Source organism: Pseudomonas chlororaphis (assembly GCA_001023535.1).
GTDB classification, from domain to species: Bacteria; Pseudomonadota; Gammaproteobacteria; order Pseudomonadales; family Pseudomonadaceae; genus Aquipseudomonas; species Aquipseudomonas chlororaphis_E.
In genome coordinates, this window is sequence record CP011020.1 from 3167957 (window position 1) to 3190370 (window position 22414).

General features: G+C 61.7%; 20 protein-coding genes. 7 read left to right on the forward strand and 13 right to left on the reverse strand.

Annotated elements, in window-relative coordinates:
• Positions 1 to 28 precede the first annotated feature (28 nt).
• From VM99_14050 to VM99_14085, 8 genes are all read right to left on the reverse strand, one after another.
• Entirely contained in the window at positions 29 to 964 is a 936-nt protein-coding gene (locus VM99_14050; protein ID AKJ99137.1) for a glutathione S-transferase, read from the reverse strand.
• Between the two features lie 57 nt (positions 965 to 1021).
• On the reverse strand, positions 1022 to 1354 hold the full coding sequence (locus VM99_14055) for a GIY-YIG nuclease (protein AKJ99138.1): 333 nt from the start codon (positions 1352 to 1354) through the stop codon (positions 1022 to 1024).
• Positions 1355 to 1394: 40 nt separating this feature from the next.
• A complete protein-coding gene (locus tag VM99_14060) occupies positions 1395 to 1865 on the reverse strand; it encodes a ketosteroid isomerase (GenBank protein AKJ99139.1) in 471 nt (156 codons plus the stop codon).
• Positions 1866 to 1952: 87 nt separating this feature from the next.
• Positions 1953 to 3281: an MFS transporter gene (locus tag VM99_14065; protein ID AKJ99140.1), complete on the reverse strand. Its 1329-nt coding sequence runs from the start codon at positions 3279 to 3281 to the stop codon at positions 1953 to 1955.
• A 321-nt stretch (positions 3282 to 3602) separates the two neighbouring features.
• Complete coding sequence (glnQ, locus tag VM99_14070; protein ID AKJ99141.1) at positions 3603 to 4367, reverse strand: glutamine ABC transporter ATP-binding protein; 765 nt, start codon at positions 4365 to 4367, stop codon at positions 3603 to 3605.
• A 10-nt stretch (positions 4368 to 4377) separates the two neighbouring features.
• Positions 4378 to 5475, reverse strand: a complete 1098-nt coding sequence (locus tag VM99_14075; GenBank protein AKJ99142.1) for an amino acid ABC transporter permease — start codon at positions 5473 to 5475, stop codon at positions 4378 to 4380.
• Between the two features lie 10 nt (positions 5476 to 5485).
• Positions 5486 to 6667, reverse strand: coding sequence for an amino acid ABC transporter permease (locus tag VM99_14080; GenBank protein ID AKJ99143.1), 1182 nt, complete (start codon positions 6665 to 6667; stop codon positions 5486 to 5488).
• A 65-nt stretch (positions 6668 to 6732) separates the two neighbouring features.
• Positions 6733 to 7764 carry an amino acid ABC transporter substrate-binding protein gene (locus VM99_14085; GenBank protein AKJ99144.1) on the reverse strand — a complete coding sequence of 344 codons (1032 nt, stop codon included), beginning with the start codon at positions 7762 to 7764 and terminating at the stop codon, positions 6733 to 6735.
• Positions 7765 to 8236: 472 nt separating this feature from the next.
• Between VM99_14085 and VM99_14090 the strand changes: the two genes are divergently transcribed.
• Both VM99_14090 and VM99_14095 read left to right on the forward strand, forming a co-directional pair.
• On the forward strand, positions 8237 to 8893 hold the full coding sequence (locus VM99_14090) for a carboxylesterase (GenBank protein AKJ99145.1): 657 nt from the start codon (positions 8237 to 8239) through the stop codon (positions 8891 to 8893).
• A gap of 98 nt (positions 8894 to 8991) precedes the next feature.
• Complete coding sequence (locus VM99_14095) at positions 8992 to 10464, forward strand: ATP-dependent RNA helicase RhlB (GenBank protein ID AKJ99146.1); 1473 nt, start codon at positions 8992 to 8994, stop codon at positions 10462 to 10464.
• A gap of 137 nt (positions 10465 to 10601) precedes the next feature.
• Here the strand turns inward: VM99_14095 and VM99_14100 are convergent, their stop codons facing one another.
• The 5 genes from VM99_14100 to VM99_14120 all read right to left on the reverse strand — a co-directional run bounded on the left by VM99_14100 (position 10602) and on the right by VM99_14120 (position 14886).
• The gene (locus tag VM99_14100) at positions 10602 to 11054 is read right to left on the reverse strand and encodes a molybdenum cofactor biosynthesis protein MoaE (protein AKJ99147.1); all 453 of its coding nucleotides are present in this window, start codon (positions 11052 to 11054) and stop codon (positions 10602 to 10604) included.
• Positions 11055 to 11057: 3 nt separating this feature from the next.
• Positions 11058 to 11300 (reverse strand): molybdenum cofactor biosynthesis protein MoaD, encoded by a 243-nt coding sequence (locus VM99_14105; GenBank protein AKJ99148.1) that lies wholly within the window; start codon positions 11298 to 11300, stop codon positions 11058 to 11060.
• Positions 11297 to 11770 carry a molybdenum cofactor biosynthesis protein MoaC gene (moaC, locus tag VM99_14110; protein AKJ99149.1) on the reverse strand — a complete coding sequence of 158 codons (474 nt, stop codon included), beginning with the start codon at positions 11768 to 11770 and terminating at the stop codon, positions 11297 to 11299. The genes VM99_14105 and moaC overlap by 4 nt, the downstream gene beginning before the upstream one ends.
• Positions 11771 to 12028: 258 nt before the next feature.
• Positions 12029 to 13423: an ATPase gene (locus VM99_14115; GenBank protein ID AKJ99150.1), complete on the reverse strand. Its 1395-nt coding sequence runs from the start codon at positions 13421 to 13423 to the stop codon at positions 12029 to 12031.
• 338 nt (positions 13424 to 13761) lie between these two features.
• Complete coding sequence (locus VM99_14120) at positions 13762 to 14886, reverse strand: polysaccharide deacetylase (protein ID AKJ99151.1); 1125 nt, start codon at positions 14884 to 14886, stop codon at positions 13762 to 13764.
• Between the two features lie 311 nt (positions 14887 to 15197).
• Between VM99_14120 and VM99_14125 the strand changes: the two genes are divergently transcribed.
• From VM99_14125 to VM99_14145, 5 genes are all read left to right on the forward strand, one after another.
• Positions 15198 to 15977, forward strand: coding sequence for a hypothetical protein (locus VM99_14125; GenBank protein ID AKJ99152.1), 780 nt, complete (start codon positions 15198 to 15200; stop codon positions 15975 to 15977).
• A gap of 811 nt (positions 15978 to 16788) precedes the next feature.
• Entirely contained in the window at positions 16789 to 18105 is a 1317-nt protein-coding gene (locus tag VM99_14130; protein ID AKJ99153.1) for a GDP-mannose dehydrogenase, read from the forward strand.
• Between the two features lie 91 nt (positions 18106 to 18196).
• The gene (locus VM99_14135; GenBank protein ID AKJ99154.1) at positions 18197 to 19687 is read left to right on the forward strand and encodes a glycosyl transferase; all 1491 of its coding nucleotides are present in this window, start codon (positions 18197 to 18199) and stop codon (positions 19685 to 19687) included.
• Positions 19688 to 19722: 35 nt separating this feature from the next.
• On the forward strand, positions 19723 to 20892 hold the full coding sequence (locus VM99_14140) for a hemolysin D (protein AKJ99155.1): 1170 nt from the start codon (positions 19723 to 19725) through the stop codon (positions 20890 to 20892).
• Positions 20893 to 20907: 15 nt separating this feature from the next.
• A complete protein-coding gene (locus VM99_14145; GenBank protein AKK01756.1) occupies positions 20908 to 22413 on the forward strand; it encodes an alginate biosynthesis protein in 1506 nt (501 codons plus the stop codon).
• Position 22414 lies beyond the last annotated feature (1 nt).

The following is a 22414-nucleotide window of genomic DNA, read 5'->3' on the forward strand; positions in this document are numbered from 1 at the left end:
CCAGCGCTGAACTGCCTGGGGCGCCGGGCTACTGAGCTGACAGCTTGAACCCCAGCCGCGGAAAGTGCACATGCACCACCCCGGCGCGCTCGTCCTCCCGACGCAGGATCAGCGTTTCCCGCCCGGCGAACACCAGCTCCCCCGCCACCGGATCAACACCGTAGTCGGTCGCGGCAATCGCCACCCGTTGCCCCAGGGCAAATCCGTTCGGCTCCTCGAACGACTCCTCCGGCAAGGCTGCCGGCGTTGCATTCCGGGCGACGTCGAGGGCCTGTTCGGCACTCATTTCGCTCGCTGCCCCATGGCCGAAGCCCAGCACCCGTGCCAGCCACGCCGACACCGCCGGATACGCGTCCACCAACGGCGAGGTCACCGGGGTGCCCTTGAGGAACCACAGCGGATGGGCCATGGCGAAGTCGGCGATCGAGGGCTCCCCCAACAGGAAGTCGCCTTCCTCGCGCTGCAACTGCTGCTCGAGGCGCGCCATGATCGTTGGCCACTGATGCTTGGCCTGCTCGGCCGCCAGACGCGTGGCACTGCCGCCACTGAACAGTCCGGCACGATCGGCGATGAACGCCTTGATCGCCTCGGGCGACAACTTGGCGAAGCGCATGGCAATCGACTCGGGCTGGAACACCAGGCTCACCGCATGCTGGAACACCACCGAGTCGGCCCACGCGGCGAAAGATGCCGCGATCATTTCGCGGCCCTCGGGGAACAACGCCGGCGAAGCCTTTTCCTGCTCCAGCCGGCGAGCGATCAGGGACGTGTCGCAATAGACATCGGCGCCGACCTGCAACACAGGCGTCTTGCGGTAGCCCCCTGTCAATGCCGTGAGGTCAGGCTTGGGCATCATCGGCGGGATGTGCACCGAGCGCCAGGACAAGCCCTTGAACCCCAGCAACAGCCGGGCTTTCTCCGCGAAAGGAGACGTCGGGTAATGATGAAGGATCAGCTCTGACATGGAATTGGCCACTGCAGGAATGAGGGCTTGCAGCTTAGCGCGCCACGCAGAAGCAGCCTACTGGCCTGATGAAGGTGTATCAGCGCGGTTGATGCTGGCGACCAGGCATTCCTTGGCGCTTTTCCTGAGCTTCTTGATCAGCCGCTCCTGGCGCAGGGCCTCGCCCTTGTCGCGGCAGGCTTCGGTGTACACCAGCGCCACGGCCGGGCTGGACAGGAAGAAGCGCGCGCCCTTACCGCTTTGATGCTTGGCGAAACGCCGTACCGGGTCATCGCTGATGCCGCAGTACAACGCACCATTGGCCGCCCGCACCAGGTAGACGAACCAGGGCTTGCCCGGTTCGGTGGGGCCTTGTGCAGGCAACTCGGAAAGTTCGTTGGCGGTCGTCAAGGGATGTTCAACAGGTGCGCAAAAACAAACCGCGATCTTATCAGCGACTGGCCTGGAAGGCTCGCAACCCTTTGAGGGCCTGGGCCCGGACCGCATTGCGCACCAGTGGCGTCCAGCCCAGCAACAGGCCCTTGGCGCCCAGCGCCTGGCGGGACCAACGCCACAGGTCGAAACTGTCGTGATGCTCGCAGATCTTGCCATCGCGGAAAACGAAACGCGCCTGGATGTCGTTGATCACGATGTTGCCGGTCTGGCTGAACAGGTAGGTGGCCACCCAGTGGGCGCCGCCGGTGCGGTCATCGCTGCGCACGCTGTCGAAGGTCAGGGAAAAGTCCTTGGCCCGCGTGGTGAGCATGCGCCACATGTCGCCCGCGTCACGACCACGCAGCTCACCGAACGCCGGGTCACTGAACACCACGTCGTCGGTGTAGCAGGCGCTCATGGCTTCGGCGTCCAGTCGCTGGAAGGCCTGATAAAAACGGGTGATCAGGGCGTTGTGGGCATCACTCATGGACAGACTCCGGCATTCGTTTGAATAGAGGTGCACGATAATCTGCCTCGGCGACGAAGACTATCGTCATTCGCCATGAAAATGACATCAACGAAGCCCGGTGACCCGTTCGCTGCTGACGCCGACGTACCGCGCCCGGCCTGCGCCGATACCGGCGATCATCGCGCCCAGGCCCACCAGGCCGAAGATCCAGCCCAGGGCGTTCCAGCCGCCGGTCAGGTCATGGACCACGCCCACCGCGAACGGCCCCAGCGATGCCAGCGTGTAACCGAAGCCTTGGGCCATGCTGGAAAGGTTCGCCGCCACGTGGGCGTCCCGCGAACGCAGGACGATCAGCGTCAGTGCCAGGCTGAACGTCGCGCCCTGCCCCAGCCCCAGCAGGATAGCCCAGCCCCACAAGCCTTCAATGGGCGCATAAAGGCAGCCGAACAGCCCGCCGAGGGTCATGGCCATGACGATCACGATGGCCAGCCGCTGGTCCTGGCCGCGCGTGGCCAGCCACGGAGCGGCCAGGGAGCTGACCAACTGGACGATGACCGAGCCGGACAGCACCAGGCCGGCCTGGGTCGGGCTCAGACCGCGCCCGATGAGGATCGACGGCAACCAGCCGAACACGATGTAGGCCAGGGACGATTGCAGGCCCATGTACAACGTCACCTGCCAGGCCAGCGGATCGCGCAACAGACCGCGGACCCGATACGCCACCTGGTGGGCACCGTGCTTCTGACCCACTTGCGGCAGCCAGAAGACCGCGGCCAGCAGGGCTGGCACTGCCCAGAAGCCAAGGCCCAGGGCCCAGCGGTGGTCCAGGTGTTCACTCAAGGGCACGGTGGCCCCGGCGGCCATCGCCGCTCCCAGGCACAGCGCCATGGTGTAGACGCCGGTCATGGTGCCGGCCTGCCTGGCGAAGTCACGCTTGACGATACCCGGCAGCAGCACGCCGATCACACCGATGCTGGCACCCGCCAAGAGGCTGCCGACGAACAATCCGACCTGACCGAACGAACTGCGCAAGACAATTCCCCCGGCCAGCGTCAGCAGGATCCCCAATACCACGCGCTCCGCCCCGAACCGTCGCGCCAGCACCGGCGCCAGCGGCGCGAACAGGCCCAGGCACAACACCGGCAGCGTCGTCAGCAGACCGGCCTGGGCCGCCGACAGGCCAAGGCTTGCGGACACCTCGCTGAGCAGCGGCGCCATGCTCGACAGCGCCGGACGCAGGTTCAGCGCCACCAGGATCAGGCCGAGCAGCAACAGCCAAGGGCGGCGCACCAACGGATGGCTCCGTTGGGTCTGCTCGTCGTCGGCTTCGGCGTCGATCAGCATTTCTTCGAGTTCAGCGGCGTGCCGGGGCGTCGTCGAGGGGCGGTGGTCAAGCGGATGACGGGACATGGAAAGCTCGGTTTCAGGGTTCATGGATCAATTGCCGGCAGGGACTTGGCCCATTGCGGATCAAGTCGAACACAGATTGATGACGAGGAACGATGTGGGGGCGCCGGCGCGATTGCGCACCGATCACGCTACAAAAATAGCGGTACAACCCGCTGGGCGCCGTATGGCGGCGGTGAAATCACAAACTAAATTTTCTGACATGTTAGTCAGCTTTATGTAGTACGGCAACCGCCTATGGCGATGGGGGAGGGAAATTAAGTATGCGCTTGCTCGACCGCGACCCGCACGCGGTACAAAAAACAAACCCGGAGCAGTGTCCGGGTTCATTTCAGCGCCTGGGACCGATCAATGCAGGATCTGGCTCAGGAACAGCTTGGTGCGGTCGTTCTGCGGGTTGTCGAAGAAGTCGTTCGGCGCGGCCTGCTCGACGATCTCACCCTTGTCCATGAAGATCACGCGGTTGGCCACGGTGCGGGCGAAGCCCATTTCGTGGGTCACGCACAACATGGTCATGCCGTCTTCGGCCAGGCCGATCATGGTGTCGAGTACTTCCTTCACCATTTCCGGGTCGAGGGCCGAGGTAGGCTCGTCGAACAGCATGATCTTGGGCTTCATGCACAGGGCACGGGCGATGGCCACACGCTGTTGCTGGCCGCCGGAGAGCTGGCCCGGGTACTTGTGCGCCTGCTCTGGAATGCGTACGCGCTCCAGGTAATGCATGGCGATTTCCTCGGCCTTGCGCTTGGGCATCTTGCGTACCCACATCGGCGCCAGGGTGCAGTTCTGCAGGATGGTCAGGTGCGGGAACAGGTTGAAGTGCTGGAACACCATGCCGACTTCACGGCGGATCGCTTCGATCTGCTTGAGGTCGTTGGTCAGTTCCACGCCATCGACCACGATGCGGCCCTGCTGGTGCTCTTCCAGGCGGTTGAGGCAGCGGATGGTGGTGGACTTGCCGGAGCCCGACGGGCCGCACAGCACGATACGCTCGCCCTGCTTGACGTTCAGGTTGATGTCTTTCAACACGTGGAACTGGCCGTACCACTTGTTGACGCCCTGCATCTGAATAATGCCTTCAGGGCTCACAGGCTTTTTGATTGCTTCACTCATGAGTCAACTCCTAACGCTTGTGGCCTGTGTCGAGCTTGCGTTCCAGATGCATGGAATAGCGCGACATACCAAAACAGAAAATCCAGAACACCAGGGCGGCGAACACGTAGCCTTCAGTGGCCATGCCCAGCCATTTCGGGTCGGCGGCGGCTTGTTTCACACTGTTGAGCAGGTCGAACAGGCCGATGATGATCACCAGGCTCGTGTCCTTGAACAATGCGATGAAGGTGTTGACGATGCCCGGGATCACCAGCTTGAGGGCTTGCGGCAGGATCACCAGGCCCATGCTGCGCCAGTAACCGAGGCCCATCGCCGCGGCCGCTTCGTACTGCCCCTTGGGAATGGCCTGCAGGCCGCCGCGCACCACTTCGGCCACGTAGGCCGACTGGAACAGGATCACCCCGATGAGCGCCCGCAGCAGCTTGTCGAAGTTCATGCCCTCGGGCAGGAACAGCGGCAGCATCACCGACGACATGAACAGCACCGTGATCAACGGCACACCACGCCAGAACTCGATGAAGGTGACGCAGACCACGCGGATCGCCGGCATGTTCGAACGCCGGCCCAGGGCCAGGACGATACCCAGCGGCAGTGCGCCGGCGATGCCGACCGTGGCGATCACCAGGGTCAGCATCAGGCCGCCCCATTGGCTGGTCGCCACCGCGTCCAGGCCGAACACGCCACCGTGCAGCAGGCACCAGGCAACGATCGGGTACACCACCAGGAAGCTCAGGCCATAGATCGCCTTGCGCGGGAAGCGCGAGATGAACAACGGCGCCGCGCCGATCACTGCCAGCCACACCGTCAGGTCTACGCGCCAGCGCAGTTCCGTCGGGTAGTAGCCATACATGAACTGGCCGAAACGCTGCTGGATGAACACCCAGCAGGCGCCTTCCTTGGTGCAGTCGGCGCGGGTAGTACCCACCCAGTTCGCATCCAGAATGGCCCAGTGCAGCAGCGGTGGGATAATCAGGTAGATCAGGTAGAACGCGAACAGGGTCAGCAGCGTATTGATCCAGCTGGAGAACATGTTGGCGCGCACCCATGCCACCACACCGATGCTGTTGCTCGGTGGCGGCATGTCAGGCTTGAAAGTATGGGATGTCATGCGCGTTTCCTCACCGCTCGATCAGCGCAATGCGCTTGTTGTACCAGTTCATCAGCAGGGAAATGCTGATACTGATCGCCAGGTACACACTCATGGTGATCGCAATCACCTCGATGGCCTGGCCGGTCTGGTTCAACACCGTGCCGGCGAACAGCGACACCATTTCCGGGTAACCGATACCGGCCGCCAGGGAGGAGTTCTTCGCCAGGTTCAGGTATTGGCTGGTCAGCGGCGGAATGATCACGCGCAAGGCTTGCGGGATGATCACCTTGCGCAGGGTCGGACCGTTGCGCAGACCCAGCGAGCGCGCCGCTTCGGTCTGGCCGTGGCTGACCGACTTGATGCCCGAGCGCACGATCTCGGCGATGAACGCCGCGGTGTACACCGTCAAGGCCAGGGTCAAGGCCAGCAGTTCCGGGATCAGCACCCAACCGCCGACGAAGTTGAAGCCCTTGAGCTGCGGCATTTCCCAATGCACCGGCGCACCGAACAGCAGCGCGCTCAAGGCCGGGATTACCAGGAACAGCGCCAGGCCGGCCCAGAACTTGTGGAACGGCTCGCCGGTCGCGTCGAAACGCTTGTTGGCCCAGCGGGCCATCAGCACGATAGCGACGATCGCCAGCACCACGCTGACCACGAACGGCCAGAACCCGTCCGCCACCAACGCGGCCGGCATGTTCAAGCCCCGGCTGCTGACAAAGAAAGTGTCGCCGAAGTTATGGGCAGCCCGCGGCCCCGGCATGCTCAGGAATACCGCGAAGTACCAGAACAGGATTTGCAGCAGCGGCGGAATGTTGCGGAAAACCTCCACGTAGACGGTCGCCAGCTTGGAGATGATCCAGTTCTGCGACAAGCGTGCGACACCGATGATGAAGCCGAGGATGGTCGCCAGGATCACGCCGATGAAGGTCACCAGCAGCGTGTTGAGCAAACCGATCACGAAGACGCGGGCATAGCTGTCCGCTTCGGTGTAGTCGATCAGGTGTTGGGCAATGCCGAAGCCGGCACTGCGTTCCAGGAAGCCGAAACCAGAGGTGATGCCCCGGTGTGCCAAGTTGGTCTGCGTGTTATCGAACAGGTACCAGCCCAGCGCGATGACCGCCACGACCGTGACGATCTGAAATACCCACGCACGCACTTTTGGATCGCTGAGGCTGAGCCTCTGCTTTGGTGCGCCGATTGAATTTTGCATGAAGTGCCCCGCAAAGAATGGAACAGAACATCACCCGGTGGTTGGCCCACCGGGTGATAGAACCATCAGCGCACTGGTGGTGCGTATTGAATGCCGCCAGCGTTCCACAGCGCGTTCAGGCCGCGGTCGATTTCAAGCGGAGTGCTCTTGCCCAGGTTGCGCTCGAACATTTCACCGTAGTTGCCAACTTGTTTGACGATCTGGACGACCCAGTCCTTCGGCAGTTTCAGGTCCTTGCCGTACTCACCGTCAGCGCCCAGCATACGAGCGACGTCCGGGTTCTTGGTGGACTTGGCTTCGGCCTCGACGTTCTTCGAGGTCACGCCGGCTTCTTCAGCGTTGAGCAGTGCATAGCCTGTCCAACGCACGATGGCCAGCCACTCGTCGTCGCCGTTACGTACGACCGGGCCCAGGGGTTCCTTGGAAATGGTTTCCGGCAGAACGACGTAGTCCTTCGGCGAGGCCAGCTTGCTGCGCTGGGCGAACAGCTGGGATTTGTCGGAAGTCAGCACGTCGCAACGACCGGATTCCAGCGACTTGGCGCTTTCGTCGGAGGTGTCGAAGGTGATCGGGGTGTACTTCAGGCCGTTGGCGCGGAAGTAGTCGGACACGTTCAGCTCGGTGGTGGTACCGGCCTGGATGCAGATGGTTGCACCGTCCAGTTCCTTGGCGCTCTTCACACCCAGCTTGTTGTTGGCCAGGAAACCGATGCCATCGAAGTAGGTGATGAAGCCTGGGAATTTCAGGCCCATGCCCGCGTCACGGGAGCTGGTCATGGTGGAGTTGCGCGAGAGCACGTCGATTTCGCCCGATTGCAGCGCGGTGAAGCGCTCCTTGGCGTTCAACTGGCTGAACTTGACCTTGCTTGCATCGCCGAATACGGCAGCAGCCACGGCACGGCAGAAGTCGGCGTCGATACCGACGATCTTGCCGGTCGAATCAGGCACCGAGAAACCCGGCAGGCCATCACTCACACCGCATTGCACGAAACCCTTCTTCTGTACCGCGTCCAGGGTCGCACCCGCCTGCGCGAAACCGCTGACACCGAGCACAGCTGCTGCAGTCACGACAGCCAGGGTGGATTTCAGTAACTTCATTCAAACCTCCAGTTTTGCTCTTGTTGTGTCGGAGCTTGAGTCCTGTCGCACCCTTTTGAGGCATTGCCGACCCTTGTTGGCTTTTTTTAGGGTCAACCGACGTCTGGACCTTCGCTATGAGTCTATTAATGAGAACGTCCACCAGCAGTGGTCATGCCACTTCTCACCAATCGGCCGAACGGGCTGTAGCCCTTCACGTTCGCGAAGCCCGTAGCGGCTATTGGCGAACATCCATCACCGGATTTCTGATATCCCATGCGTCGCGTCAAGCTGATAGTGTTACCGCGCAGCGTAAGAATCATCACTCAGGCATCCTCATAGCAAAGCCCGTACCAGACCGCTGCGCTTGGCCCTTGTAAAACACGTCAAGACAAAAAGTTGTAAGTTTGCGACATCTAATTAACTGAGACACCGGACGCGCACCGTAACAATGCACTGATAGGGCGCACCCGCACAGATTTGGAGCACCGCCATGACCGACCCCTTGATTCTCGAGCCCAGCGGCACCGCAGACGCGTGCGTTATCTGGCTCCACGGCCTGGGCGCCGATCGCTTTGATTTCCTGCCAGTGGCCGAAATGCTGCAGCAAAGCCTGCTCACCACGCGTTTCGTTCTACCCCAGGCGCCGACCCAGCCAGTAACGATCAACGGGGGCTACGCGATGCCCAGTTGGTACGACATCCGCGCGCTGAGCCCGGCGCGGGCCATCGACGAACAGCAACTGGAAGTCTCGGCGCAACGGGTCATCGACCTCGTCGAAACCCAGCGAGCCGGCGGAATAGACGCCTCGCGGATTTTCCTGGCGGGGTTCTCCCAGGGCGGCGCGGTGGTCTACCACACCGCGTTCGTGAAATGGCAGGGCCCGTTGGGCGGCGTGATCGCCCTCTCCACATATGCCCCGACGTTCGGCGACGAACTGCAATTGTCGGCCAGCCAGCAACGCATTCCCGTGCTGGCGCTGCACGGGCAGTACGACGAAGTGGTGCTCAACCCGATGGGGCGCACCGCCAAGGAGTATTTGAAACAGCATGGTGTCACCGTGACATGGCAGGAATACCCAATGGGCCACGAAGTGTTACCCAAAGAGATTCGTGACATTGGCCATTGGCTGGCCGAGCGCTTGCGCTAAGAGGTAAATCGTCACGCCAGGCCGTTGACGAACCCACTACGCCGCGCCCGTTTCTTGCATTACACTGGCCGGCGTACATTCCTTAACCAATCGATGAGATGACCGTGCTCAAAGCACTCAAGAAGATGTTCGGTAAAAGCGAGGCCGAACAGCTCGCGCCTGCCGCCAACGCGCCTGTCCCCGCCCCGAGCCGTCCCGATGCGCAGCAGCCGCGCCGGACCGCCCCTGTGGCGCAGGAGAAAAAACAGCCGGCGGCGCCATCCGCCGCCAAACCCGTCGCCCCGGCGCCGGAGAAACCACGCAACGAATCCCCCCGGCCACGCCGTGAACGGGCGCCAAAGCCGCCGGTCGTCGCCTGGAAGCTGGAAGATTTCGTCGTCGCCCCCCAGGAAGGCAAGACCCGCTTCCATGACTTCAAGCTGGCCCCTGAACTGATGCATGCCATCCAGGACCTGGGATTCCCGTATTGCACGCCCATCCAGGCGCAGGTGCTGGGCTACACCCTCGCCGGCAAGGACGCCATCGGTCGCGCCCAGACCGGCACCGGCAAGACCGCCGCGTTCCTGATCTCCATCATCACCCAACTGCTCCAGACCCCGCCGCCCAAGGAACGCTACATGGGTGAACCGCGGGCGCTGATCATCGCCCCGACCCGCGAGCTGGTGGTACAGATCGCCAAGGACGCCGCCGACCTGACCAAGTACACCGGCCTGAACGTCATGACGTTCGTCGGTGGCATGGACTTCGACAAGCAGCTCAAGCACCTCGAAGCCCGCCACTGCGACATCCTGGTGGCCACCCCGGGCCGCCTGCTGGACTTCAATCAGCGCGGCGACGTGCACCTGGACATGGTCGAAGTGATGGTCCTGGACGAAGCCGACCGCATGCTCGACATGGGCTTCATCCCCCAGGTCCGCCAGATCATTCGCCAGACACCGCCGAAAAGCGAGCGCCAGACCCTGCTGTTCTCCGCCACCTTCACCGATGACGTGATGAACCTGGCCAAGCAGTGGACCACCGACCCGGCCATCGTCGAGATCGAAGCCGAGAACGTGGCCAGCGAAAACGTCGAGCAACACATCTATGCGGTGGCCGGTGCCGACAAGTACAAGCTGCTCTACAACCTGGTCAACGACAACGGCTGGGAACGGGTGATGGTCTTCGCCAATCGCAAGGACGAAGTGCGCCGCATCGAGGAACGCCTGGTGCGCGATGGCGTCAACGCCGCGCAGTTGTCAGGTGACGTGCCGCAACACAAGCGCATCAAGACGCTGGAAGGCTTTCGCGAAGGCAAGATCCGCGTCCTGGTGGCCACCGATGTCGCAGGTCGCGGCATCCACATCGACGGCATCAGCCACGTGATCAACTTCACCCTGCCGGAAGTACCGGACGACTACGTGCACCGAATCGGCCGCACCGGCCGCGCGGGCGCCGAAGGCGTGTCCATCAGCTTCGCCGGGGAAGACGACTCCTACCAGTTGCCGTCCATCGAGGCGCTGCTGGGCCGCAAGATCAGTTGCGAAATGCCGCCGACGCATCTGCTGCGTCCGGTCGAGCGCAAGCGCTCCTGAGCCTGCCGCAACAAAAAAACGCAGCCCACCAAGGCTGCGTTTTTTTTGGCTTCACGTCTTCGCAATTGGACAGGGGCAAGGCTGAGGACGCCTGCTCGCAAACGCGCTTGAAAGTCACTGCAAGGAAAGGGACCTGCTCACGACTTCCAGCGATCCGCCGCCGCATGATCGCTGTCCCGGCCCTCGACCCAGCGCGGGCCGTCGGCGGTGTTTTCCTTTTTCCAGAATGGCGCGCGGGTCTTGAGGTAGTCCATGACAAAGGCGCAGGCGTCGAACGCCGCCTGGCGATGGGCGCTGGCGGCCGCGACGAACACGATCGGTTCGCCCGGCTCCAGCGCGCCGATGCGGTGCAGCACCTCCAGCTTGAGCAGCGGCCAGCGCTGCTCGGCCTCGGTGGCGATCTTGCCCAGGGCCTTCTCGGTCATGCCCGGGTAGTGCTCCAGGAACATCCCGGACACATCGAGGCCGTCGTTGAAATCGCGCACGTAGCCGACAAAACTGACCACCGCGCCCACGCCGACGTTGGCCGCGTGCATCGCATTGACCTCAGCCCCCGGGTCGAACGGCTCGGCCTGTACCCGAATCGCCATGGTTCAGCCTCCGGTCACGGTGGGGAAAAAGGCCACTTCGTCACCGTCCGCCAGGGGTTCGTCGAGCTGGCACAGGTCTTCGTTGCGCGCGCACATCAGGTTCTGTTCGCGCAGCACGTCGGCACCGTCACGGCGGGCGAGCAACGCGCGCACATCCTCGACCGTGGCGAACTCACCGTCGACGGTAACCGCTTCCACGCCCAGCGCTTCCCGATAACGGGCAAAGAATTTCACGTTGATTTTCATGAGGCGTCCGCCTGGAAATGACCGCTCTTGCCGCCGAGTTTCTCCAGCACGCGCACGCCTTCGATGGTCATGCCGCGGTCAACGGCCTTACACATGTCATAAATGGTCAGTGCCGCCACGCTGGCGGCGGTGAGGGCTTCCATCTCCACCCCGGTCTGGCCCGACAACTTGCACCGGGCGACGATGCGCACCCGCTCGTGCCCTTCGGCACTGAGCTCGACCTTGACGCTGGTCAGCATCAGGGGATGGCAGAGCGGGATCAGGTCGCTGGTCTTTTTCGCCGCCTGGATACCGGCAATGCGCGCCACGGCAAACACGTCGCCCTTGGGATGACCGCCACTGACGATCATCTGCAGTGTCTCGGGCAGCATGCGCACAAAGGCTTCGGCGGTGGCCTCACGGAACGTCACGGCTTTGTCGGTGACGTCGACCATGTTGGCGCGACCTTGGGAATCGAGATGAGTCAGCACAGGGTTACTCCTGATCGGGAGTGTCGATTGTAAACCCGTGGGTCAGATTCAGGCACGCCTGATTGTCGCACCTGGGGTGCGCTGTAATGCCCCAGACACCGCACATCCCCTTTTTGGGAGCGGGCTGGCTCGCGAATGCTGTGGGTCAGTTGCTCAATAGGCGTCTGACACCGCGCTTTCGCGGGCAATCCCGCTCACACAGGTTTTTGTACAGCCGTAAAAAACCGGGCGGCCTGGAGGCCGTCCGGTCTGGTTGGGTTACAGGTGGGATTCGGCGTATTCGGCCAGGATCGAGCGCGGTACGCCTTGCAGGGTGATGTGGACGCCGTTGGGGAAGTCCTTGAAGCGTTCGGTCAGGTACGTCAGCCCCGAGCTGGTGGCGGACAGGTAAGGGGTGTCGATCTGCGCCAGGTTACCCAGGCACACCACTTTGGAACCGGCACCGGCACGGGTGATGATGGTTTTCATCTGGTGCGGGGTGAGGTTCTGGCATTCGTCGATCAGGATCAGGCTTTGCTGGAAGCTGCGGCCCCGGATGTAGTTGAGGGATTTGAACTGCAACGGCACTTTGCTGAGGATGTAGTCGACGCTGCCATGGGTGCTTTCGTCATCCATGTGCAAGGCTTCGAGGTTGTCGGTGATGGCCCCCAGCCAAGGCTCCATTTTTTCCGCCTCGGTGCCGGGCAAGAAGCCGATTTCCTGGTCCAGGCCCTGCACGCTGCGGGTGGCGATGATGCGCCGGTAACGCTTGCTGACCATGGTCTGCTCGATGGCGGCGGCCAGGGCCAGGATGGTCTTGCCCGAACCGGCGGCGCCGGACAGGTTGACCAGGTGAATGTCCGGGTCGAGCAAGGCGAACAGCGCCAGGCTCTGGTAGATGTCGCGAGGCTTGAGGCCCCAGGCCTCCTGGTGCAACAGGGGCTCCTGGTGCAGGTCGAGGATCAGCAGCTTGTCGTCCTGGATTTCCTTGATCCAGCCGACAAATCCTTGTTCGTCGATGATGAATTCGTTGATGTGCACCGCCGGCAGGTTGTCGATCAGTTGCACCTGGTGCCAGGTGCGACCGTGATCCTGGCGGGTCTCGACCTTGCTCACCCGGTCCCAGAAGGAGCCGGTCATGGTGTGGTAGCCATTGGGCAACAACGAGACGTCGTCGACCAGTTGGTCGGTGCTGTAGTCCTCCGCCGCGATCCCGCAGGCGCGGGCCTTGAGGCGCATGTTGATGTCTTTGGTGACCAACACCACGGCCTGGTCCTTGTTGCGCGCGTGCAGGTCGATCAACTGGTTGATGATGATGTTGTCGTTCAGGTGTTCAGGCAGCACCAGGTTCGGTTCGGTGCGCTTGCTCATCAGGATCGAGAGCAGGCCCTTGGGACCGCTCTTGCCACGCTGGATCGGCACGCCGAGCTCGACGTCCTCGGGGGAGGCATCGCCCAGGGTCTTGTCGATCAGGCGGATCGCCTGGCGGCATTCGGCGGCCACGCTGTGATGCCCGCTCTTGAGCTTGTCCAGCTCCTCCAGCACGGTCATCGGGATGGCGACGTGGTGTTCTTCGAAGTTCAGGAGCGCGTTTGGATCGTGAATCAATACGTTGGTATCGAGTACATACAGGATTGGCTGGTTGGAGGAAGGGCTACGTCCGTGGTCATCCATACTCGGTCACCTTTGTGGGGGCCATTCGACGCAATACCGTGACAGTGCTGCGCCTCGAGGTAGCCACCGAATTCACCCGCGAGGGTTCAGGTGAACTGCACACAATCTGGGTCTTGGAAGACGCCACCTGTGTTGCAGGTTTCGGCGGTCTGACTTCTTGATACTCCAAAAACCATGACAGGAAAAAGCACTTTGACGCTTTTTTGAAGTTTATTTTTCAGAGTGACGAATAACCCTTGGCGTACCGCCCCCGCACCGTTAAAGTCGGAAGTCCGGTTTCCCTGAATGTCCGCCGCAATTTACGCCCCGCCCAATGTTTCCGGGCCTTTTCCAGGTTTTCAGCGAAACGCTTCCTGACAGTCTTCCCAACCGATCCCGCTTTGCGCCGTCTGCGTCACCAGCCACGGCAGCGCCGTCTTCACCCCCTCCTGCTTGGCATTGAAGTTGATCACCCCATGGCGCCATAACAGCATCAGCGTCAGCGCACGCTGGGCGCTTTGCTCGGGTTTGAGCCGCAAGGTGCTGTCCTGGGGATCGATGTCCCACAGCGCCACTTGCAGGCCCTGTTGCCGGAAGAACCCTTCGGCGTCGCCACGGCGTTGGCCCTGGGGCGGACGGAACAGCGGCACGTAGTTCTCCGGCAACTTGCTCTTGACCAGGTCGACGCTGCGCCGCACCGAATCCTGCCAGTCCTGCCAATAGCTATGGGAACGGAACTCCCAGCCCTGAACCCCCACGCACTGCCCGGAATACAAGCTCTGTAGGCCGTTGACGGCGTGCTCCGCCAGCCGCGCCTCGATATCCTTGCCCAACACGAAGAAGGTGCCGTTCATGTTCGACTTGCGCAGGTAATCCGTCACCCATGGGGTATTGTCCGGCGTCACGTTGGCGCCGCTGTCGAAGGTCAGCAGGAAGAGCCGGTCATGCATGGCTTCGCCGTTGCGCTCGTAATCACCGAACCGCGCAATTTCGCTGCTGGTTTGCGGGAAAAGCGCGGCTTTTCGCAGCAGCTCGTCGCGGTACTGGGTGTGGAAGACCTGGCTCGGCCCGGCCCATTTGTAATAGAACGAACTCTCATCGAGGTGGAACCTGCGCGCCTCTTCGCGCAGCGTCGCCATGTTCTCGACCAGATAACAGAAGGAGGCATCCTGGTCGCAACTGCGTTGGGCAAAGTTGTAGTTGTCCAGCAGCCGCTGCCACAACCGGGTACGAAGCGCGTCCACCGCGGCCATGTTGACCGTACGCAGCCCCAGGTATTGCTTGAGGGCGATTTCATCCATGGCGTCGACGTCCAGCAGCACCCGGGCGAACATCAGGATCTCGGCCCGCGAGGCCACGTCGAACAAGGTCGGGCTGGTGAGCTGTTCCGGCCAGGTGCTGCGGTCGAGGGTCGCAATGTCGTTGGGCGCGGCGATGACGCTGCAACTCAACAGCCAGGCCGATAACACAAAGGCGATACGCAAAAGGGATGTCTCCATAACGAAACCCGCGCCGCATCATAGCTGATCCTGGGGCGACGACTTGTCGGCTCCAACCACTTATCTGGACATACCCGCTTTTGTGGCGAGGGAGCTTGCTCGCGCAGGGCTGTGAAGCAGCCCCAGGAATGCCGGCAACCGCTTCGCGCCCGAGCGCGAGCAAGCTCCCTCGCCACAAGAACATGCGGGTTCCAGACCACAACTCGCATCACACCACCCATCCCCTATTGCCCCTATAGCTGGAGTCCACCCGGACAACCCCCTAGAATCGCCGCACCTTTGAAGGAGACGACTAGATGCTGATGGTGATTTCCCCCGCCAAGACCCTCGACTATGAAAGGCCACCGGCCACCGAGCGTTTCACCCAGCCGCAGTACCTGGACCACTCCCAGGAACTGATCGAGCAACTGCGCGAGCTCTCGCCGGCACAGATCAGCGAACTGATGCACGTCTCCGACAAGATCGGTGGCCTCAACGCCGCACGGTTCGGCAGCTGGACGCCGGCCTTCACCCCGGCCAACGCCAAGCAGGCATTGCTGGCCTTCAAGGGCGACGTGTACACCGGCCTCGACGCCCAGAGTTTCGGCGAGGCCGACTTCGACTACGCCCAGCAGCACCTGCGCATGCTCTCCGGCCTGTATGGCCTGCTGCGCCCGCTGGACCTGATGCAGCCCTACCGGCTGGAGATGGGCACGAAGCTGGCCAACGCCCGGGGCAAGGACCTTTATGCGTTCTGGGGCACGCGTATCAGCGAGTGGCTGAACGAAGCCCTGGCCGAACAAGGTGACGATGTCCTGTTGAACCTGGCGTCCAACGAGTACTTCTCGGCGGTCAAGCGCAGCGCCCTGAAAGCGCGCGTCATCGACACCGAGTTCAAGGATCTGAAAAACGGCCAGTACAAGATCATCAGTTTCTACGCCAAGAAAGCCCGCGGTCTGATGAGTCGCTTCGTGATCCAGGAACGCATCAACGACCCTGCCACCCTCAAGCAATTCGATGTACAGGGCTATCGCTTCAACGCCCAACAATCGAGCCCCGACAAACTGGTTTTCCTGCGCGACCATGCTCCGGAATAAAGCATAACTTTATAAGGCCCCCTGATCGGGGGCCTCGATCAACCCCGTACTTGTCATCTTGCTTCCCCTCCCACTTCGTCAGCTTCATGACGCCAACAAATCGTCCACCCCGCAGGCTAACTTTTGTTTCACTCGACACTCGTCAGTTTTTTGCGTAGTGGCACACATTTTTTTCTACCGTAGTGGCACAAAACTATCCACCCCCGCTAACTCCCCATTTATAAAGGGCGAAACGGCGCGTGATATCAAAATGAAAGCAGTGCCATCTTGGATAATATTTCGAAAAATTTCGAAAATCGCGATGAGCGGATCGGAACTATGTGAAATCGCACGGCTCATACCACCGGTAACGATTATCGCCGAGCGTGTAGGAGATAACTTACAGGCAACGTCGGACGGAGTAACCAAGTTGTCACGGCAACTTAGCGAAACGGTCGCCTAATTGGATCCACCCTTAAAGGATGGGAGATAACGCAACATTACTATCCCCAAAAAGGCCAAGGCTGCGCCCCTACATTGTGCTCACCCGAGCACGGAAGTTTTTGATTTTGTGGGCTTTTCGCCAGAGATCAGAAGTGAAACACCTTTGCACGAGCGTTCCCGACAACGAGGACTGGCTGCATAACAGGGCAGGTCATAACAACAAGGCCGCTTTGCGCACAACTTGAGTGCAATTATTTAGACACTCGGAACTTAGTATGCCTGCACAACGGCATTATGGCGCCTGCATTCCACACTTCCGAGTGCACGATGACCGCTGAACACTATTAACTCCGGCCATTTATTGGCGTGAAAAACAGAGGTAAATGCGATGCGCATTAGCATATTTGGTTTGGGTTACGTCGGTGCAGTATGTGCCGGTTGCCTGTCTGCACGGGGCCATGACGTAGTTGGCGTAGATGTCGCCAAAGACAAGATCGACATGATCAACGCGGGCAAATCGCCGATTGTTGAACCTGGTCTTGGCGAGCTGTTGGCCCAAGGTATTAAAACAGGTCGACTGCGCGGTACTACCAACTTCGCCGAAGCGATTCGCGATACTGACCTGTCGATGATTTGCGTCGGTACTCCGAGCAAAAAGAACGGCGACCTGGAACTGAACTACATTGAGGCCGTGTGCCGCGAGATCGGTTTCGTGCTGCGTGACAAGACCACCCGCCACACTGTCGTGGTCCGCAGCACCGTATTGCCGGGCACCGTCGCAAACGTTGTCATCCCGATCCTGGAAGACTGCTCCGGCAAGAAAGCCGGCGTCGACTTCGGCGTCGCGGTCAACCCTGAATTCCTGCGCGAAAGCACCGCGATCAAGGACTACGACCTGCCACCGATGACCGTGATCGGTGAGTTCGACAAAGCCTCTGGCGACGTCCTGCAATCGCTGTACGAAGAACTCGATGCGCCGATCATCCGCAAGGACATCGCCGTCGCCGAGATGATCAAGTACACCTGCAACGTCTGGCACGCCACCAAGGTGACCTTCGCCAACGAGATCGGCAACATCGCCAAGGCAGTCGGCGTCGATGGCCGTGAAGTGATGGACGTGGTCTGCCAGGACAAGACCCTGAACCTGTCCCAGTACTACATGCGCCCAGGCTTCGCCTTCGGCGGCTCCTGCCTGCCCAAGGACGTTCGCGCCCTGACCTACCGCGCCAGCTCCCTGGACGTAGAAGCGCCATTGCTCAACTCGCTGATGCGCAGTAACGAGTCTCAGGTGCAGAACGCCTTCGACATCGTTTCCAGCCACGAGAAACGCAAAGTCGCCCTGCTGGGCCTGAGCTTCAAGGCCGGCACCGACGACCTGCGCGAAAGCCCGCTGGTCGAGCTGGCGGAAATGCTGATCGGCAAGGGCTACGACCTGCGCATCTACGACAGCAACGTCGAATACGCCCGCGTCCACGGCGCGAACAAGGACTACATCGAGTCGAAGATCCCTCACGTCTCGTCCTTGCTCAACTCCGACTTCGACTCGGTCATCGACAGCTCCGACATCATCATCCTGGGCAACCGTGACGAGAAGTTCCGCGCGCTGACCGAGAACGTACCGGAAGGCAAGCAGGTCATCGACCTGGTCGGCTTCATGTCCAAGGCCACCACGCCGAGTGGCCGGACCGAAGGCATCTGCTGGTAAGTCTGTTTGCCGGCCGGGGCACATCCCGGCCGGCCTTTCGCCTGCCTTAACCCATCGGGCCGCCCACGAGGCCCGCCCGAGATAGAGACGGATGCAGATTATGCACAGGCTAAAGCACGGCCTGCTTCAGGCCGCCGGTTGGCTGTTTTACTTGAGTTTATTGATGGGCATCGCCTTGGCGTTGCCCACGTCCACGTTCGACTCTGAATCCAAGGACTTCATCTTCCTGATCGGCGCCGTGGGCATCTGGCGTTACTCCATGGGCGCAACGCATTTCGTGCGCGGCATGATCTTCCTGTACATCGTCTACCCGCATCTGCGCCGCAAGGTTCGCAAGCTGGGCAAGGCCGCCGATCCATCCCACGTGTACCTGATGGTCACCAGCTTCCGGATCGATGCGCTGACCACCGCCCAGGTGTATGGCTCGGTGATTCGCGAAGCCATCGACTGTGGGCTGCCTACCACCGTGGTCTGCTCCATCGTGGAAATGTCCGACGAGCTGCTGGTCAAGAGCCTCTGGGCCCGCATGAACCCGCCAGAGCGGGTCAAGCTGGACTTCGTGCGCATCCCCGGCACCGGTAAGCGCGACGGCTTGGCCTACGGCTTCCGCGCCATCTCCCGCCACCTGCCGGACGACCGCGCGGTGGTCGCCGTGATCGATGGCGACACCGTGCTCGCCGAAGGCGTCGTGCGCAAGACCGTCCCTTGGTTCCAGCTGTTCGGCAACGTCGGCGGCCTTACCACCAACGAGTTCTGCGAAGTGCGCGGCGGCTACATCATGGCCGAGTGGCACAAGCTGCGTTTCGCCCAGCGTCACATCAACATGTGCTCCATGGCCCTGTCCAAGCGCGTGCTGACCATGACCGGTCGTATGTCGGTGTTCCGCGCCACGGTAGTGACCAACCCCGACTTCATCGCCGACGTCGAGAGCGACTCGCTGCAACACTGGCGACTGGGCCGCTTCAAGTTCCTGACCGGCGACGACAAGTCGAGCTGGTTCAGCCTGATGCGCCTGGGCTACGACACCTTCTACGTGCCTGATGCGGCGATCAACACCGTTGAACACCCGCCGGAAAAAAGCTTCATCAAGGCCAGTCGCAAGCTGATGTTCCGCTGGTACGGCAACAACCTGCGGCAGAATTCCCGGGCCCTGGGCTTGGGCATGCGCCGCCTGGGCCTGTTCACCTCGGTGGTGCTGTTCGACCAGCGCGTGTCGATGTGGACCTCGCTGCTGGGCCTGACCGTGGCGCTGATCGCCAGCTTCAAGTACGGCACCGCGTTCATCCTGGTGTACCTGCTGTGGATCGGCATCACCCGCCTGATCCTGACGCTGCTGTTGTCGTGCTCCGGTCACCGGATCGGCCCTGCCTACCCGGCGATTCTCTATTACAACCAGATCGTCGGCGCGTTGGTGAAGATCTATGTGTTCTTCCGCCTTGACCAGCAGTCCTGGACCCGCCAGCCCACCTCACTGACCCGTGATCTCGCCAGCTTTCAACGTTGGTTCAACACTTGGTCGTCTCGGACCATGACCTTCTCCGCCGGCAGCATTTTTGTCGCTGTGCTGCTGACGATGGTCTGACCGGACTTGAATGAATTAACTAGGAAATCGCCCCTATGAACACCGCCGTGAACGTCAACGTAGTGCATGAATCCGAAGCCCAGCGCCAGCACGCCCGAGTGAAAATCCCGGCCAAGCTGCGTTTCTTCGGCCCCGATCGCACGCCAATGGAAGTCAAGGTCCTGGACCTGTCCGCTGGCGGCCTTTGCTTCAACGCCGGCCAGATGCCGCTCAAGGTGGGTGAAACCTACAAGGCCCGCCTGCAGTTCGTGATCGACAACCTCGGCCTGGCCATGGACGTGGAATTGCAGATCCGCTCCTTCGACCGCCAGACCGGCCGTACCGGTTGCCAGTTCCAGAACCTGGAGCCACGGGACATCGCCACGCTGCGTCACATCATCACCTCGCACCTGGCCGGCGACATCGTCGGTGTCGGCGACGTGCTGGCGACCTTGCAGCGCGACAACTTCACCAAGGCACGCAAGCAGAAAGACGAAAGCGGCGGCATGAGCGCTTTCGGTCGCCTGCGCGCAGTGACCTTCAGCCTCGGGATCTTCGTCGTCGGTCTGGCCGCGTTCGGCTTCATCTTCAAGTCGGTGTACGGCATGTACTTCGTCAGCCACGCCCAGGCGGGCCTGGTGAACGTACCCGGCATGGCCATCACCATGCCGCGCGACGGCACCGTGCAGAGCCTGGTCAAGGCTGACGGCGTGGCCGCCAAGGGCGCTCCGCTGGCGACCTTCAGCACCAGCATGCTCGACGTGCTCAAGGGCCACCTGGACGACAACCAGCTGCAACCGGCCAAGGTCGAGGAACTGTTCGGCAAGCAAATGACCGGCACCCTGACCTCGCCATGCGACTGCATCGTGGCCCAGCAACTGGTCGCCAACGGTCAGTACGCCAGCAAGGGCGACGTGATCTTCCAACTGGTGCCACGCGGCACCGAAGCCAACGTCGAGGCACGTTTCTCGTATCGCCAATTCGGCGACGTGCGCCCAGGCACCTCGGTCAACTTCCAGGTGGCCGGCGAAGACACCACCCGCACCGGCAAGATCGTCAGCAGCACCAGCCTGAAAAGTGAAGACCTCTCCTCCGACATCCGCGTGCTGATCAAGCCTGACGAGCCGCTGGACAGCTCGCTGGCCGGCCGTCCTGTGGAAGTCCACAGCGACCGTGGCCCGAACCTGAACTGGCTGATCGACAAAGCCATGGCTGTCGGTATCTAAGTCGAGGATATGCCCGTGACCACTCCACAAAACAACAACGCACCGCATTCCCTGTGGGAGCGAGCTTGCTCGCGATGGGATCAGCGCAGTGTGTCTGATGTATCGAGCGGCCTGCATCGCGAGCAAGCTCGCTCCCACATTCGATCGGGGTACTGCGCACTGGCCTTGGCAATCAGCCTGGCCGGCTGCGCCGGCCTGCCCGACCAGCGCCTGGCCAACGAAGCGCTCAAGCGCGGCGACACGGCGCTGGCGCAGCAGAACTACCAGCAGTTGGCAGACCTGGGCTACAGCGAAGCCCAGGTCGGCCTGGCCGATATTCAGGTGGACAGCCGTGATCCGGAGCAGATGAGAAAAGCCGAGGCGACCTACCGCGCCGCCGCCGACATCTCGCCACGGGCCCAGGCGCGCCTGGGTCGCCTGCTGGTGGCCAAACCCGGCTCCACCGAAGCCGAAAAGCACGAAGCCGAAGGCCTGTTGAAAAAAGCCTTCGCCAACGGTGAAGGCAACACCCTGATCCCGCTGGCGATGCTGTACCTGCAATACCCGCACAGTTTCCCGAACGTCAACGCCCAGCAGCAGATCAGCCAATGGCGCAGCGCCGGCTACCCGGAAGCGGGCCTGGCGCAGATCCTGCTCTACCGCACCCAGGGCACCTACGACCAGCACCTGGACGAAGTCGAGAAAGTCTGCAAGGCCGCGTTGGCCACCACCGACATCTGCTACGTCGAACTGGCCACGGTCTATCAGAAGCGCGGCCAGCCGGAACAGCAGGCCGAGTTGATCAAGCAGATGCAGGCCGGTCACGCCCGCGGCGTCGTATCCGCCCAGCGCGTGGACAGTGTTGCCCGGGTCCTGGCCGATGCCAGCCTGGGCAAGACCGACGAAAAAACCGCCCAGTCGCTGCTCGAAGGCATCGCCCCCGGCTACCCCGCTGCCTGGGTCAGCCTGGCGCAGTTGCTCTACGATTTCCCTGAACTGGGCGACGTCGACAAGATGATGCAGTACCTGGAAAACGGCCGCGCCGCCGACCAGCCGCGTGCCGAGCTGTTGCTGGGCAAGCTGTACTACGAAGGCAAGTGGGTCCCGGCCGATGCCAAGGCCGCCGAGGCACATTTCCAGAAAGCCGTGGGCCGCGAAGTGGCCGCCGATTACTACCTCGGCCAGATCTATCGCCGTGGCTACCTGGGCCAGGTGTACTCGCAAAAAGCCCTGGACCATCTGCTCAAGGCCGCCCGCAACGGCCAGAACAGCGCCGACTTCGCCATTGCCCAGTTGTTCTCCCAGGGCAAGGGCACCAAGCCCAACCCGGTCAACGCCTATGTATTCAGCCAGTTGGCCAAGGTACAGAACACCCCGCAAGCCATCGAACTTGCCCAGACCCTCGAAGCCCAATTACCGCCGCAGCAACTTGCACAAGCCCAGCGCCTGCTAAAACAGGAGCAGGCCATTCGGGGCGCCATGAGCCCCGATACGCTGGAACTGCAAGCCCTAAAAGAAGATGACGGCGAGGAACAACTATGAA